We start from the raw sequence: 14,534 nt of genomic DNA, 5'->3' as shown, positions 1-14,534 counted from the left end.
TCAGGCCTCCAGGGCGTAGGGGCGGATGGGGCGCCGCGCGCCCCTGGCGAGCAGGACGAGTCCGATGGCGAGGGCCGCGAGCCCCGCGATGCCCAGCGGCGCGAGGCGCTCGCCGAGCACGATCACGCCGAGCAGTGCGGCCGTCAGCGGCTCCGCGAGCGTGAGGGTCGCGGCGGTCGGCGCGGGCACACGTCGCAGGCCCCACGTGAACGAGGCATAGGCGAGCGTCGTCGCGCCGAGGCCGAGCCACAGCGCCATCGCGGCGCCGTCAGGGCGGGCGAGCCATGCCAGGTCCTGAAAGGGCAGCAGTGCGGCGGCGAGCACGGCCGCGACGCCACCCGCGACGCCCATCACGGTGAGGGGCTGCCAGCCGCCGTCGAGAAGGCGCCGTTGCGCGACGGCGAACACGGCGAAGGACGCGCCGGCTCCGACAGAGGCGGCCACGCCGAGGGGCGCGGTCGCCGCGCCCTCCTGACCGCCCAGGGCGAGCAGGGCCACACCGCCGGTCGCGATGAGGGTCGCGACCATCCAGGTGCGCCCCGGCGCGCGGCGCGTGAGCGCTCCCTCGATCGCGCCGGCGAGCACGGGGGAGGAGCCGAGGGCGATGACCGTGCCGACCGCGACGCCGTTCACCGAGGCGCCGAGGAAGAACAGCGGCTGGTACGCGAACAGGCACACGCCCGCGATCGCCATGAGGAGCAGCGGGCGCGCCTCGGGCCGCGGAGACCGGACGCCGCCCGTGCGTCGCGCCCACGCGCCGGTGACCGCCGCGAGTGCGGCGAGGGCGAGACCGCCGACCGCGACGCGGACGGCTCCCACCGCGAGGGGCGTCGTGCCGTCGGGGCCGAGGGCCTGCGCCGTCCCCGTCGTCCCGAACAGGACGGCCGCGGCGAGCACGGCGAGGACGGACATCACCCTTCGGTTCTACACGCTCCGGATGACGGCCGTGTGACGCGGGCCGCCGGGGCGGGGCGGACGGCGGCCAGTAGTCTGAGGGGGTGACTCTCCGGCTGTACGACACCCGCGCTCAGACGCTGCGCGACTTCGCGCCTCTCGACCCGGAGAACGTGACGATGTACGTGTGCGGCCCGACGGTGCAGTCCGGCCCGCACATCGGGCACCTGCGGGGCGCCCTCGCCTTCGACCTGCTGAGGCGATGGCTCGCGCACCGCTACCCGCGCGTGACGTTCGTGCGGAACGTGACCGACATCGACGACAAGGTGCTCGCCAACGCGACCGACGCCGAGCCGTGGTGGGCGCTGGCCTATCGCATGGAGCAGGAGTTCACCGCCGCCTACGCGGCCATCGGCATCCTGCCCCCGACCTACGAGCCGCGCGCGACCGCATCCATCCCGCAGATGCAGGAGCTCATCCAGGAGCTCATCGAGCGGGGGCATGCGTATGCGTCAGCGGGCGACGTCTACTTCGACGTGCGGTCGTGGCGCGCGTACGGCGCCCTCACGCGCCAGTCGGTCGACGCGATGGAGGACGCGGCCGACGCGGATCCGCGCGGCAAGCGCGATCCGCACGACTTCGCGCTCTGGAAGGGCGCCAAGCCCGACGAGCCGCGCAGCGCGGTATGGGCGTCGCCGTGGGGCGAGGGGCGCCCCGGGTGGCACATCGAGTGCTCGGCGATGTCGCGCCGCTACCTCGGGCCGGCTTTCGACATCCACGGAGGCGGGCTCGACCTGCGCTTCCCGCACCACGAGAACGAGCTCGCGCAGTCGACCGCCGCCGGAGACGCGTTCGCGAGCTACTGGGTGCACAACGGCCTCGTCACGGTCGACGGGCAGAAGATGTCGAAGTCGCTCGGCAACTTCACGCTCGCGGCCGACGTGCTCGCTGCCGAGGATCCGCTCGTGGTCCGCTACGCGCTCGCGGCAGCCCACTACCGCTCGAGCCTCGACCTGACCGACGCGTCGTGGCGCGAGGCGGAGGCGGCGCTCGCGCGCATCCGCGGCTTCCTCGAGCGGTTCCTGCGGGTGCATCCGCGCCCCGAGGCGGCCGAGATCCCCGGCGCCTTCGCGGACGCGATGGACGACGACCTCGGCGTCCCGCAGGCGCTCGCGGTCGTGCACGAGACCGTCCGCGCGGGCAACACCGCGCTCGATGCGGGCGATGAGGCGGCGGCGCGGGGCGCGTTCTCAGCCGTGTCCGCCATGATGGACGTCCTGGGCCTGGATCCGTTCGGCGCGCTCGCGCGGAGCTCCGGAGACGGCCCGACGGCAGAGTCCCTCTCCGCCCTCGTCGAGCAGCTCATCGCGCAGCGCGCCGAGGCGCGTGCGGCGAAGGACTGGGCGAGCGCCGACCGCATCCGCGATGCATTCGCCGCGGCGGGCATCGCCCTCGAAGACACCGCACACGGAACCACTTGGAGCATCAATGGCTAAGCCTGGACGACCCGGCGCCGCGAAGGGCAAGAAGGGCCCCACGAAGGGCACGGGCGGCAAGAACCGCCGGTCGCTCGAGGGCAAGGGCCCGACCCCGAAGGCCGAGGACCGGCCGTACCACGTAGCGCACAAGCGCAAGCAGGCCGCCGAGCGCCTCGCCGCCAAGCGCGGCGGGAGCGCGCAGAAGCCGCAGCAGCGCTCGTCGCGCCCGAAAGACGACACCGAGAACGTGACCGGGCGCAACAGCGTGCTCGAGGCCCTGCGCGCGAAGATCCCCGCGACCGCGCTCTACATCGCGCAGCGCGTCGAGATGGACGACCGCGTCAAGGAGATGCTCGCGATCGCCCGGAACCGCGAGATCCCCGTGCTCGAGGTCACCCGCCCCGAGCTCGACCGCATGGCCGGCTTCGACGGCGTACACCAGGGCGTCGCGCTCAAGGTGCCGCCGTACGAGTACGCGCACCCCCAGGACCTCCTCGAGCAGGTCGTCGACACGGGCGCGACTCCGCTGTTCGTGGCGCTCGACGGCATCACCGACCCGCGCAACCTGGGCGCGATCATCCGCTCGACCGGCGCGTTCGGCGGCCACGGCGTCATCGTGCCGCAGCGCCGCTCGGCCAGCGTGAACTCGGCGGCGTGGAAGACGAGCGCGGGCGCCGCCGCGCGCATCCCCGTGGCGATCGCGCCGAACCTCACGACCACGCTCAAGGAGTTCAAGAAGCAGGGCGTCTTCGTGCTCGGCCTCGACGGCGACGGCGACGTGTCGCTGCCCTCGATCGAGCTCGCCGACCGCCCGGTCGTCATCGTCGTCGGCAGCGAGGGCAAGGGCCTCTCGCGCCTCGTGACGGAGACGTGCGACCAGGTCGTGTCCATCCCGATCTCCGACGTGACCGAGTCGCTCAACGCGGGCATCGCGGCATCCGTCGCCCTCTACCAGGTCTCGACGATCCGAGGCGCCCAGGCGTAACCCGCGCGACGGCGCGGGTTCGCCGCGAAACGGGGCAGGCGCCTGCGGGCCCTGCCCCGCTCAGTCAGACCAGGTCGCGCCAGTCGCGCGCCTCTCCCGAGGCCGTCGCGAGGGGCTCGGTGAGCGTCTCCGTGAGGGGGCCCATGATCGTGGCCTCGTCGCGCCGGTGCCGCAGCACGTCGCGGATGTAGCTCGTGAGCGTCTCGGCGAGCGGCACGGATGCGCCGCGCGCCTGCGAGAGATGCCAGCGGTGCTCGAGCACCTGGTGGAACACCTCGGCGGGCTCGAGCTTCGCGCGCATCTCATAGGGGATGGCCCGGACGACCGGCTCGAAGACGCGCGTCACCCACTCGTGCGCGGCGACCTCCTCGTCGGACGAGCGCGAGATCCGCGAACGGTACTCGTCGAGGTCGTTGAGGAGACGGCGGGCCTGGTTCTCCTCGGCGTCGAGGCCCGTGAGACGCAGCAGGCGGCGACGGTGGTGCCCCGCGTCGACGACCTTCGGCTGGATCGAGACGCGCGTGCCGTCGGGGTCGGTCTGGATCGTCATCTCGTCGATGTCGAAGCCGAGCTCGTTGAGCCGCTGCACGCGCTCGGTGATGCGCCAGGTCTCGGTCAGGGCGAACGACTCGGCCTCCGTGAGCGCCGACCACAGCTCGCGGTAGGTCGCGACGAGCTGATCGGCGACCTCGACGGCGTCGACGCCGATCTCGACGCGTCCGCCGGCCTCGAGGTCCATGATCTCGCCGGCGATGTTCGTGCGCGCGATGTCGATGTCGTGCTCGCGCTGGCCATCCGTCAGCCCGCCCTCATAGAGATCGCCGGTCTCGGCATCGACGAGGTACGCGGCGAACGCGCCGGCGTCGCGGCGGAAGAGCGTGTTCGACAGCGAGACGTCGCCCCAGCGGAAGCCGACCTTGTGCACGCGCACGAGGAGGAGGGCGAGCGCATCCACGAGGCGCGTGGCGGTGTCGGGGCGCAGCGTCTGCGTGAACAGCGCGCGGTACGGCATCGAGAACTTCAGATGCGCGGTCACGAGGGCCGCGGGGAGCGGGTTGCCCTGCTCGTCGGTGCGCCCGTCGATGACCGCGACGCGGCGCACGCACGGGACCTCGAGGCGCTGCAGCGCACCGAGGAGCTCGTACTCGCGCTGGGCCATGTGCGCCGTCGTCTCCTTGACGGCGATGACCATCCCCGACAGCTCGCTGAAGCGGACGATGTGCCGCGAGATGCCTTTCGGGAGCTTCACGATCGCGCTGCTCGGCCACTCGGCGAGCTTCGTCCGCCAAGGCAGCGTGAGCAGCTGCGGGTCGATCTCGGCGGCGGTGATGCGGAGCGAATCGGCCATAGAGAAGATCTTCCCCCAGAAACGGCGACGGCGCGGACGAACCCGGAGGTTCGCCCGCGCCGTCGCGCGGTGACAGCGTTACGCCGAGACGATCGCCTTGTCGAGCAGGCGTTCGCCGGTCTCCACGTCGAAGACGTGGATGTGGTCGGGCGTCGGCAGGAGCGAGACGGTGTCGCCGGCCATCGGGTGGCGGCGGCCGTCGACGCGCGCGACGATCTGCGCGTCCGAGCCCTCGACGTGGCCGTACAGGTAGCCGTCGGCGCCGAGCTCCTCGACGAGGTCGACCTTGACCGCGAGGCCCTCGCTGCCGGCGGGGCCGACGATGAAGTCCTCGGGGCGGACGCCCGCCGTCACCTTGGAGCCGTGCGCCTTGTTGAGCGCCGACGCGTCGACGCCCACGACCTTCGTGCCGAAGCGGATGCCGCCCTCGGCGATCTCCGCGGGGAACAGGTTCATCGCGGGCGAGCCGATGAAGCCGGCCACGAAGACGTTGTTCGGCTTCTCGTACAGGTCGCGCGGCGTGCCCACCTGCTGGAGGAGGCCGTCCTTGAGGACCGCGATGCGGTCGCCCATCGTGAGCGCCTCGGTCTGGTCGTGCGTGACGTAGACCGTGGTGACGCCGAGGCGACGCTGGAGCGACGCGATCTGCGTGCGGGTCTGCACGCGGAGCTTGGCGTCGAGGTTCGACAGCGGCTCGTCCATGAGGAACACCTGGGGCTCGCGGACGATGGCGCGGCCCATCGCGACACGCTGACGCTGACCACCCGAGAGGGCCTTCGGCTTGCGGTTGAGGTACTGCTCGAGGTCGAGGAGCTTGGCGGCCTCGAGGACGCGCTTGGCGCGCTCGTCCTTGCTCACGCCGGCGATCTTGAGCGCGAAGCCCATGTTCTCGGCGACCGTCATGTGCGGGTAGAGCGCGTAGTTCTGGAACACCATCGCGATGTCGCGGTCCTTCGGCGGCACGTCGGTGACGTCGCGGTCGCCGATGAGGATGCGGCCGTCGTTGACCTCTTCGAGGCCCGCGAGCATGCGCAGCGAGGTGGACTTTCCGCAGCCCGAGGGGCCGACGAGAACGAGGAACTCGCCGTCGCCGATCTCAAGGTTCAGCTTGTCGACCGCGGGACGGGTTCCGCCCGGGTAGAGGCGGGTGGCGTCGTCGAAAGTGACACTGGCCATGGTTCTTCTCCTTCACCGGCAGGTACGTGCCGGACGATCCGTAGTGAATGGAACCGACGGTGCGAACCGCCGTAGACCCCTCGTCGGGTCTCGGCTCAGTATGCCATCGAATCCGCGCGCGTGGGGAAATCGTTTGCTGATGAGCGGATGGCGCGGGCGCGGAGACGGCGGATCTGCCGTGTCTGCCGGGGCATTTCCCAGTGACACGCTCTAGCCTCTTCGAGGTCGACCGCCGGTACCCGTGGCGGCGAAGGGGAGTGCGAGCAGGCGATGACGAACGAGAACCCGATCGTTCCCCCGGGCAGCGAGCGACGCGATGCTGTGCGGGAGAAGGCGCAGAAGGTCAAGGCGAAGCAGACGCGCGCGAAGATGCTGCGTCGAGGCGGGATCACCCTCGTGATCGTCGCGGGCGTCGCCGCGATCGCGTTCGCGGTGACGAGCGTCGTCGTTCCCGCCCTCAACCGCCCGACCCTGACACCGGAGAACCTCGAGGACGACGGCATCGTCGTCGCCGACTCCGACGACCTGTCGCCCATGGTGACGAGCTCGCTCGAGGCCACCGAGCCCGCTGCGCCCGAGGCGGAGCGCGCGAGCTCGGCGTCCGCCGTCAGCATCCGCGTGTATGTCGACTACCTGTCCGAGGGGTCCGCGCAGTTCGAGCAGACGAACTCGTCCCAGCTCGCGGAGTGGGTCGCCCAGGGCGCGGCTGACCTCTCGTACCACCCCGTGGCCCTGCTCACGGCCAAGTCGAACGGCTCGAAGTACTCCCTGCGCGCAGCGGGCGCGGTCGCCTGCGTGCGCACGCACGCGCCCGAGTCGGCGCTCGCCTTCAACCACGAGCTGCTCGTCGAGCAGCCCTCGGTCGACAGCGAGGGGTACACCGACAAGGAGCTCGCCGCGCTCGCGGCCGCCGTCGGCGTCGACGACACGAAGGCCGTGCGCGAGTGCATCGAGAACGAGGACTTCGTGACCTGGGCGAGCGAGACGACCCAGCGCGTCCTCGAGGAGCCGCTGCCCGACACCGAGGACGTGCGCCTGACCGGCGCGCCGATGATCCTCGTGAACGGCCGTCCGTATCAGGGTCAGCTCGACGACCCGGCCGAGTTCGCGCAGTTCGTGCTCACCGTCTCGAGCGAGGCCTACTACTCGACGGCCTCGCCGACGCCGACTCCCGCCGAGGAGCCCGAGGCGACAGAGGAGCCCGAGCCCGCGCCGAGCGAGACCGCAGAGCCCGAGCCGACCGAGACCCCCGCGGAGTAGCGGATCCCGTCGCCGCGCGACGGTATGCTTTCCAGGTCCCCTCGGGGACCCGCGCCGGCTTAGCTCAGTTGGTAGAGCACCTGTCTTGTAAACAGGGGGTCGTCAGTTCGAACCTGGCAGCCGGCACCATCACGCGGCCGCGCCCGGGCCATCCGCTCGATCAGCGGATGGCCCGGGCGCGAGCCGCGTTCAGCGCACGCGGATGGCGTCGATCGCGTGCTGCCCCGCGTCGAGGCGCAGGTTGACGCCGCGGACGTCGCCGAGCTGACCGCGGCACTCGGATGACAGCGCGCCGAGGTCGATCGCGACCGACGCTCCGTCGGAGACAGGGTCACCGGCGGGCAGTTCGCACCAGCTCCACGAGGGGCCGACCTGCAGCGCGAGGCCGATCGACGTGCCGGTCGTCTCCGCGACGTCGATGACGAGCGTCGAGCGGCCGGAGAGGTCCCACGAGCCGGTCGCCCAGATCCATCCGCTCTCCGCGAGGTCGACCGTGAGGCGTCCGTCCGCGGCGTCGATGGCCCCGTTCGCGGCCCATCCCTGCGGTCCGTCCGCGAAGTCGAAGAGGGTCGTCGGCGGCTCCGTGCCCGGGGCCGCGTCGAAGGCCCGCAGGGCGCGGGCGAGCTCCGCCCGCGTCACGGGACCGCGCATCCCGAAGCGGTCGTGGCCGGCGGGCTCGACGATGCCGTTCTGCGTGACCCACGCGATCGCCTCGGCCGACGGGTGGGCGGGCGGCACATCGTCGAAGTCCGCGGGCTCCGCGGGCGTCGGCGCGCCCGCGAGCTCCCACAGCGCGTGGGCGAGCTCGGAGCGCTCGACGGGCGCCTTCGCCGTGCCCTCGACCGCCGGGGCATCCTCCCGGTACGCCGCGAGTGCGCGCGTCGCCTCGGCACGCGTCACGGGGCGCGCGGGGTGGAAGCGGCCGTTCGCGTCGCCGAGATCGACGACCTCGTCGTGCAGCCAGGCGATCGCGGCGTAGTCGGGGTCGTCGCGTTCGACGTCGACGTAGACCGGCGGCGGGGGCGTGCCCTCGACCGCGCGGAGCTCGTCGACGACGATGGAGCCGTCGACGGCGCCTGCGTCGGCCGCGTTGACGAACACGCTGAACTGCGACACGTGGGCGAGGGCCTCGGGCGTGAGGCGGCGGTCGGCGTTGGCGGTGTCCCAGGGAGCGGGTCGCCAGTCGGCGAAGGGGATGGTGGCGAGGTAGGGGTCGTCGCCGGCGAGCGAGGGGTAGGCCTCGAAGGCGACGCCGTCGGCGACGAGCTGGAGGACGAGCCGGTTGCCGGACGCGTCGGGATCGATCCACGCCTGGAAGTCCCAGAACGACGACCAGTCGCCCGAGACCGGCCGGCCCGCACCCGTGTACGACTGCGTCGCGAAGGAGTACGACAGCCGCATCGCGGCCTCTCCGCCTCCGACCGCGTCGCCCTCGGCCGCGCGGGCGAGCTCGAGGACGTTCGCGTTCTGGGGCACCCACCTGCTCTGCAGGGCGGCGTCGGCGTCGTAGGACTCGAAGTCGTCGACGACGCCGAGCGGCAGCACCGGCTCGGGACCGAGGACGACGGTCGACGCCGTGGTCTCCACCTCCGCGCCGCCCGCGAACACGCGCAGGGTCAGCCCGTGCGACGTGTTGTCGAGCTGCTCGGGGGCGACCTCCCACGCCCCGGTCCACCACATCCCGCCGTCAGCCGGGGCCGCGAGCTCGATCACGTCTCCCGCATCGGTCGTGACCGTCACGCGATCGGCCGCGTGGCCCGTCACCGATGCGCGCAGCTCGACGGGCCCCGCCTCCACGCGCGCGCCGTCGGCGGGGGAGGCGAGGTGCGCAGCGGCCGAGGCGACGGACGCGGTCTCGGCGTCGTAGACGCCCGCGAGATCGTCGGCGAAGAACGTGCGCGGGTCGTCGTGGTACGCCTGGAAGTCGGGCAGCATCTCGCCCTCGACCGGGAAGTAGGGCGTCGAGTCGCCGCCGTAGTTCGCCCACGTCATCATGTAGGCGGTCCGCGCCGCGTCGGGATCCGACATGATCGCGTCGAGCACATCCGTGAACCACGTCACGTTCGCGTTCTCGCCGTCGGGGCGCACGCCGCCCGAGATACCGAACTCCGTCAGCGCACTGATCTTCCCGCGCGCCTGCGCGAGCCGGCCCATCATGCCGAGGTCGGCGACGAGCCCGTCCAGGAAGCTCTGCGCGGCGCCCGAGCTGTCGTAGACGTCGTAGCCGAGCACGTCCACGAAGTCGTCGCCGGGGTACGTGCGCAGGTACAGGTCCTCGTCGCCGCCGAACCCGCCCCCGGGCGAGAACGCGTACAGGAGGTTGTGCACGTCCTTCACGTCGCGCAGGTACTCGACCGTGAAGCGGAACAGCTCCGCGTATTCGCCGGGCAGGCCGAACGCCGCGCCCCACCAGAACCACGAGCCTGCGTTCTCATGCCACGGGCGGAACACGATCGGGATGGCCGTGCCGTCGGCGGCGACGGCGGCATGCGCGGTCGCGGCGATGCGATCGAGATACGCGCGGAGCGCATCGTGCTGCGCGCCGCCGGGGAGGACGGCGCGCAGCGCGTCGCCCGAGGTGTCGTAGAAGTCGCCGCCGGTCGCGAGGTTCTCCATGTGGATCGTGAGAGTGCTGATCGCCCCGGCGTCGTGCGCCTGGCGGATGTTCGCCGCCAGCTGCTGCGCCTTCGCCTCGCGCTCGGCGAGCGGCATGCCCGCGGTCTCGAGCGTGTCGAATCCGATGACGGCCGGATGGTCGCCCGTCGCGGTGAGGGTGTCGGAGGACGTGCCGTCCTGCGCGGGGAAGGACTCCCCGAAGTACAGGTCCTCCTGGTGCCCGAACAGGACGCCCTCTGCGTCGATGTCGCGCAGGTACGCGAAGAGCGAGCGCGTCTCGGGTGTCGCGTCCGGGTCGACCAGGTCGACCTCGGCCGCGATGGGGGCGGCGTGCGCCACCGGACTCACGGCGAGCGGAGCCGCGAGGCCGAGCGCAAGCGCGACGGCGACCGCGGCGCGCCTGCCGCGTCGTCGCGGTCGGACGCGACGGGATGGCTGCGCCCAGGCGGGCGCGGGGGTGCTGTTCATCGGCGAACCTCCTCAGGTGGGCGTCGGTGCCCACAGAAGTCCTACCGCGACTTAGTTACACATGTCAACAAACTTCCTCACATCCCTCCCGCGAGGACAGCGGCCGCCTCGGCCGCGACGCCCCACAGGGCGTAGCAGTTGAGCGCGGCGAAGAGCGCCTGCTCGCGCCAGGATCCCGTATCGCCCAGGACCGGCACCGCGATGCCGCCGCCGCGCAGCCACACCCGGCGGAGCAGCGGCGTGCGCCGCGCCCACCGAGGAGCGCGCACGCGAATAGGCCACAGCAGCGGGATGCCGCCGGTCGTGAGGAGGTCGCCGGCGAGGTGCGCGAGGTATCCGACCCCGACGCACCAGGGGAGCCAGGAGGTCTGCGCGGGGGCGAGGAAGCCGGCCGCCGCGCCGAGCGCCGCGCCGCCCGCCCACGCGAGGGGCCACCGTCGCGCGATCCGCAGCACCTTGAGCGCGAAGGCGGTGCACGCCGCGACCGCGATCGCGACGCCCAGGTGGTAGGGCTTGACCGAGCCGTCCGGGTGCCAGACGACCTCTCCCAGAAAGCGCATGCCGACGATGACGCCGAGCACGGCGAGCAGCGAGTGCATGCCCTTGCGGTGCCCGCCCGACACGGCGCCGACGACACCTGCCGCGAGTCGCCCGGCGATGGGCACGGAGTGGGCGATCGTCGCGCTGTGATGATCCGCGTCGGGCAGGAGGGCGGCGCCCGCCGCGATGGGCGCGCCGAGCAGCACCGCGGCGGGCGCGAGCTCGTGCGCCCCCAGGGCGGGGAGCGTCGTGGCGGTGAGCGCGATCCAGGCGGCGGCGCCGCTGGCGGCGTGCGAGGTCCCCATCATGGCGCGGGGTCTCCTTGGAGGTCGAAGGGCGTGGTGCGTCACGACGTCGGGACGACGTTCAGGCTATGCGCGTGCGCCGACATCGCCGGGCGCGGCGACACGCGGATGGCCTTCTCCGCTCGCTGCAGGTAGACTGGACGGAGCTTGCAGCGCGATGTCCGCCGCCTCTCACGGCCGATCGCCGCAGCTCACCGGCTCAGGGCCATCCACGGATCCCCTCGCACAGATGCGAGCGGCGATCGCCCGGAGCCGCCGCATCGCGGGCATGCCCACGCGGCCGCCCGCACTCAGACGAGAAGAGCACGACATGACCATCACCCACCTCGACGACCCTCACCATACCGACGAGCCGCTTGCCTGGAAGCAGGCGGCAGACGACGTCTTCGTCGCGACGCATGCCGGCGAGTTCGCGGGCTTCGTCACGGTCGACGGCCGGCGCCACCTCGCGCACGACCGCCATGGCGTCGCGATCGGCGAGTTCGCCTCGCTCGCGACCGCCCTCGCGGCGCTCGAGGAGCGCGCCCGCGACGTGAAGCCCATCCTCAAGGCCGCGCACCCTCCCCGCACGCCTCGCCCGCGCCGACTCTCGCGGCGCGCGATCGCCTGACCGCGCGCCGCCCGCGGCTGCCGCTCCCGAGCTGTGCCGGGATTCGGATGCGCGGGGCCGGTGTGCGCGTGTCGGCCACAGGCGTGCACATGCGCACCACGGATCCGATTCCCGTGACGCGCTGTGCCGCGACGTGACGAGGCACCGACGTGACGAGGCACCGCGCGCGGTTGCGGCCCGGTGCCGCCGTAGGATGGCCGAGGTCGCACGAGCAGGGGGAGGCGCCATGGACCGGGGAGCGCCGAAGCACCGGCTCGCGATCGCGATCGGCGTCGGCGGCGCCGTCCTCGTGGGCGCCCTCACGGCCATCCAGGCGCGCGTCAACGGGCAGCTCGGCGTCGCGCTCGACGCCGCGCTCGTCGCGGCCCTCATCTCGTTCGGGTCGGGCCTCGTCATCCTGTTCGTGCTCGCGCCGCTCCTCCCGAGCGGACGCGCTGGCGTCCGTGCCCTCCGATCGGCCCTGCGCGAGCGCCGCGTGCCGTGGTGGATGCTCGTGGGCGGCGCGGCAGGGGCGTTCAGCGTCGCGACGCAGAGCTTCACGGTCGCCGTCATCGGCGTGGCCATGTTCTCGGTCGGCATGGTCGCAGGCCAGACCGTGCACGGACTCGTGCTCGACCGCATCGGCTACAGCCCCGCGGGCGTGAGCGCCGTGACGCTGCCGCGGGTCGCGGGAGCCGCTCTCGTGCTCTCGGCGGTCGTCGTGTCGCTGACCGGAGACGCCGTGGCGCGGGCCCCGCTGTGGATGCTCGTCCTGCCGTTCCTCGTCGGGGCGGGCGTCGCGTGGCAGACGGCGACGAACGGGCGGCTGCGCCAGGCCGTCGGCTCCGCGTTCGCGGCGACGCTCGTCAACTTCATCGGCGGGACGGCCGTGCTCGCCGTCGCCGCCGTCTGGCACCTCGCGACGGCGGGTGCGCCCGCATCCGCGCCGCGCGAGCCGTGGCTCTACCTCGGCGGAGCGCTCGGCGTCGCGTACATCTTCATCTCGGCCGCGCTCACTCCGCGCACGGGAGTGCTGCTCATGACACTCGGGTCCGTGCTCGGCATGCTCGGCGCATCCGTCGTCCTCGACGTCGTCTGGCCGCCCGCCGCGCCGCCCGCCTTGTGGCAGCGCGCGCTCACGGTGGCGCTCGCCGCGGGCGGCGTCGTCGTCGCGACCGTGCGCGCCGGGCGCCGCTGACCGGTCAGCCAGCGAGGAGGGCCTCGCCCAGCGGCGTGCGCGCATGGAGCATGCGCTGTCCGGATCGCCGCGACGTGATGAGCCTCGCGTCGCGCAGCGCGCTGAGGTGATGCGATGCCGTCGCGATCGCGAGCCCGGTCGCCGTGGCGACGGCACTCGTCGAGAGCGGCTCCCGCAGCGCCAGGAGCACCGAGAGCCGCCCCTCGCCGAGAAGCCTGCCGAGTGCGGCCGCGTGCGCGACCCCTTCGCGATGCCAGTCCTCGGCGACGCCGAGCGCGGGGTAGAACAGCGTCGGCTGCGCCGGCGGCTCGGTGATCACCGAGCACCGCCGCGCGAACACCGACGGCACGAGCACGAGGCCGCGCCCCGTGCAGTCGACGGTCTCCTCGTGGCGCGTGAGCTCGACGCGCACGGAGTCGGCCGACCAGTCCACGGCCGGATGGAGCGCTGTCGCCATCGCGCCGATGCCGGCCGTCGTGACGACCCGCGTCCGTGCCACGATGTCGGCCCGCAGGAGGCGCTCCAGCTGCGACCAGGATGGCGCGAGCACGGCATCCCACACGGCGTCGGCGGCCTCGGCGATGACGGCTCGCGCGCGGTGCGGGTCGTCGAGAAGTCGGAGGAGCGCCGTCCGCTCGCGGCCCGTGCTGCGGTCGACGCGCTTGCGGAGGTCGACCTGCATCCCCGGCAGCGGAGCCCGGCGGCGGCGCGCCGCCTCCTCGGCAGGGTCGAGATCCCACGAGGGCTCCGAGGTGAGGAAGTCGGGGACGTAGCCGTCAGCCCCGACGACGGTCCGCAGCAGCTCGAAGGCAGGGCGCGGAACGACGTCGCGGGCCTGGCGCAGCCAACCCCACTGGAGCGGGTTCTCCGCGGGGCGGGCGAGGGAGCGCACCGCGTGCACGAGCTCGTGCCCCGGCGAGATGCCGAATCGGATGGCCGACACGTCGTCCGGGCGCAGGCGGAACTCGACGAGCTTTCGATGCACGTCGAAACCTTATCCTCGCCGAACCGCGCCTGCGAGAGTCGCGTCGTGAGAGAGAGGAGCCGCTCATGGGCATCGTGACGGCGGATGGGATCCGCATGCCGGGCAGCAGGACGCTGCGCTTCGAGGGGCGGGAGCACGGCGCGGCCGTGTCGTTCTCCCAGGTCGACAACGAGCCGGGTCAGGGGCCCGGGCTGCACCGCCATCCCTACTCGGAGACCTGGCATGTCCTCGCGGGCGAGGCCACGATCACGATGGGCGAGGAGACGATCGTCGCCCACGCGGGCGACACCGCGACCGTCGGAGCCGGCGTGTGGCACGGCTTCGTCAACTCGGGCGATGGGCCTCTGCGCATCCTCTGCATCCACGCATCCGACACGATGATCCAGGAGTTCCTCTGATGTCCTTCCAGGCGTACCTCGACAACATCGAGACGAAGACCGGCGTCACGCCGCGCGCCTTCGTCGACCTCGCCGCCGAGCGCGGCTTCGGCCCCGGGACCAAGGCGGGCCCGATCATCGAGTGGCTCGCCGCCGACTACGGCCTCGGCCGCGGCCACGCGATGGCGCTCGTGCACGTCATCACCAAGGGTGACCGCATCGACGCCAAGCACGTCGGCAGCGGGACCGCCCACAGCGACGCGTCGGACCGGCTGTGGCTCGACGGCAAGGACACCCGGCCCGCGGGCTGGTGAC

General features: G+C 72.7%; 13 protein-coding genes and 1 tRNA gene. 8 read left to right on the top strand and 6 right to left on the bottom strand.

Annotated elements, in window-relative coordinates:
* A complete protein-coding gene (locus tag M1D46_RS15275; protein ID WP_456287179.1) occupies positions 1-912 on the bottom strand; it encodes a DMT family transporter in 912 nt (303 codons plus the stop codon).
* An 86-nt stretch (positions 913-998) separates the two neighbouring features.
* Here M1D46_RS15275 and cysS point away from each other — a divergent pair, with 86 nt between their 5' ends.
* Complete coding sequence (gene cysS / locus M1D46_RS15270; RefSeq protein WP_456285980.1) at positions 999-2,390, top strand: cysteine--tRNA ligase; 1,392 nt, start codon at positions 999-1,001, stop codon at positions 2,388-2,390.
* A complete protein-coding gene (gene rlmB, locus M1D46_RS15265; protein WP_271173581.1) occupies positions 2,383-3,357 on the top strand; it encodes a 23S rRNA (guanosine(2251)-2'-O)-methyltransferase RlmB in 975 nt (324 codons plus the stop codon). Before cysS ends, rlmB begins: the two co-directional genes overlap by 8 nt.
* 64 nt (positions 3,358-3,421) lie before the next feature.
* On the opposite strand, the gene M1D46_RS15260 is transcribed toward rlmB, so the two are convergent.
* Positions 3,422-4,705, bottom strand: coding sequence for a DUF4032 domain-containing protein (locus tag M1D46_RS15260; protein WP_271173580.1), 1,284 nt, complete (start codon positions 4,703-4,705; stop codon positions 3,422-3,424).
* Between the two features lie 78 nt (positions 4,706-4,783).
* A complete protein-coding gene (locus tag M1D46_RS15255; RefSeq protein ID WP_271173579.1) occupies positions 4,784-5,881 on the bottom strand; it encodes an ABC transporter ATP-binding protein in 1,098 nt (365 codons plus the stop codon).
* 270 nt (positions 5,882-6,151) lie between these two features.
* Between M1D46_RS15255 and M1D46_RS15250 the strand changes: the two genes are divergently transcribed.
* On the top strand, positions 6,152-7,141 hold the full coding sequence (locus M1D46_RS15250; protein WP_271173578.1) for a DsbA family protein: 990 nt from the start codon (positions 6,152-6,154) through the stop codon (positions 7,139-7,141).
* A gap of 53 nt (positions 7,142-7,194) precedes the next feature.
* Positions 7,195-7,270: transfer RNA gene (locus tag M1D46_RS15245), tRNA-Thr, on the top strand.
* 60 nt (positions 7,271-7,330) lie between these two features.
* On the opposite strand, the gene M1D46_RS15240 is transcribed toward M1D46_RS15245, so the two are convergent.
* Entirely contained in the window at positions 7,331-10,225 is a 2,895-nt protein-coding gene (locus tag M1D46_RS15240) for a glycosyl hydrolase (protein WP_456285979.1), read from the bottom strand.
* A gap of 77 nt (positions 10,226-10,302) precedes the next feature.
* On the bottom strand, positions 10,303-11,073 hold the full coding sequence (locus tag M1D46_RS15235) for a metal-dependent hydrolase (protein WP_456285977.1): 771 nt from the start codon (positions 11,071-11,073) through the stop codon (positions 10,303-10,305).
* Between the two features lie 307 nt (positions 11,074-11,380).
* On the opposite strand from M1D46_RS15235, the gene M1D46_RS15230 reads away from it, so the two are divergent.
* Complete coding sequence (locus M1D46_RS15230; RefSeq protein WP_271173575.1) at positions 11,381-11,680, top strand: hypothetical protein; 300 nt, start codon at positions 11,381-11,383, stop codon at positions 11,678-11,680.
* 226 nt (positions 11,681-11,906) lie between these two features.
* The gene (locus tag M1D46_RS15225; RefSeq protein WP_456285976.1) at positions 11,907-12,857 is read left to right on the top strand and encodes a DMT family transporter; all 951 of its coding nucleotides are present in this window, start codon (positions 11,907-11,909) and stop codon (positions 12,855-12,857) included.
* Between the two features lie 4 nt (positions 12,858-12,861).
* Here M1D46_RS15225 and M1D46_RS15220 read toward each other — a convergent pair whose 3' ends face one another.
* Complete coding sequence (locus tag M1D46_RS15220) at positions 12,862-13,842, bottom strand: DUF5937 family protein (protein ID WP_456285975.1); 981 nt, start codon at positions 13,840-13,842, stop codon at positions 12,862-12,864.
* Between the two features lie 65 nt (positions 13,843-13,907).
* Between M1D46_RS15220 and M1D46_RS15215 the strand changes: the two genes are divergently transcribed.
* Positions 13,908-14,240, top strand: coding sequence for a cupin domain-containing protein (locus M1D46_RS15215; protein ID WP_456285974.1), 333 nt, complete (start codon positions 13,908-13,910; stop codon positions 14,238-14,240).
* Entirely contained in the window at positions 14,240-14,533 is a 294-nt protein-coding gene (locus M1D46_RS15210) for a DUF4287 domain-containing protein (protein ID WP_271173571.1), read from the top strand. Before M1D46_RS15215 ends, M1D46_RS15210 begins: the two co-directional genes overlap by 1 nt.
* The last annotated feature ends 1 nt before the right edge of the window (position 14,534 follow it).

This window comes from Microbacterium sp. JZ70 (assembly GCF_053903225.1).
This window is presented reverse-complemented; position numbering and strand designations above follow the sequence as displayed.

What these genes read in the sequence shown, in the direction of transcription:
- M1D46_RS15275 (WP_456287179.1), bottom strand. Translation starts at nt 912, where the DNA reads ATGTCCGTCCTCGCCGTGCTCGCCGCGGCCGTCCTGTTCGGGACGACG.
- rlmB (WP_271173581.1), top strand. Translation starts at nt 2,383, where the DNA reads ATGGCTAAGCCTGGACGACCCGGCGCCGCGAAGGGCAAGAAGGGCCCC.
- M1D46_RS15260 (WP_271173580.1), bottom strand. Translation starts at nt 4,705, where the DNA reads ATGGCCGATTCGCTCCGCATCACCGCCGCCGAGATCGACCCGCAGCTG.
- M1D46_RS15255 (WP_271173579.1), bottom strand. Translation starts at nt 5,881, where the DNA reads ATGGCCAGTGTCACTTTCGACGACGCCACCCGCCTCTACCCGGGCGGA.
- M1D46_RS15250 (WP_271173578.1), top strand. Translation starts at nt 6,152, where the DNA reads ATGACGAACGAGAACCCGATCGTTCCCCCGGGCAGCGAGCGACGCGAT.
- M1D46_RS15240 (WP_456285979.1), bottom strand. Translation starts at nt 10,225, where the DNA reads ATGAACAGCACCCCCGCGCCCGCCTGGGCGCAGCCATCCCGTCGCGTC.
- M1D46_RS15235 (WP_456285977.1), bottom strand. Translation starts at nt 11,073, where the DNA reads ATGATGGGGACCTCGCACGCCGCCAGCGGCGCCGCCGCCTGGATCGCG.
- M1D46_RS15230 (WP_271173575.1), top strand. Translation starts at nt 11,381, where the DNA reads ATGACCATCACCCACCTCGACGACCCTCACCATACCGACGAGCCGCTT.
- M1D46_RS15225 (WP_456285976.1), top strand. Translation starts at nt 11,907, where the DNA reads ATGGACCGGGGAGCGCCGAAGCACCGGCTCGCGATCGCGATCGGCGTC.
- M1D46_RS15215 (WP_456285974.1), top strand. Translation starts at nt 13,908, where the DNA reads ATGGGCATCGTGACGGCGGATGGGATCCGCATGCCGGGCAGCAGGACG.
- M1D46_RS15210 (WP_271173571.1), top strand. Translation starts at nt 14,240, where the DNA reads ATGTCCTTCCAGGCGTACCTCGACAACATCGAGACGAAGACCGGCGTC.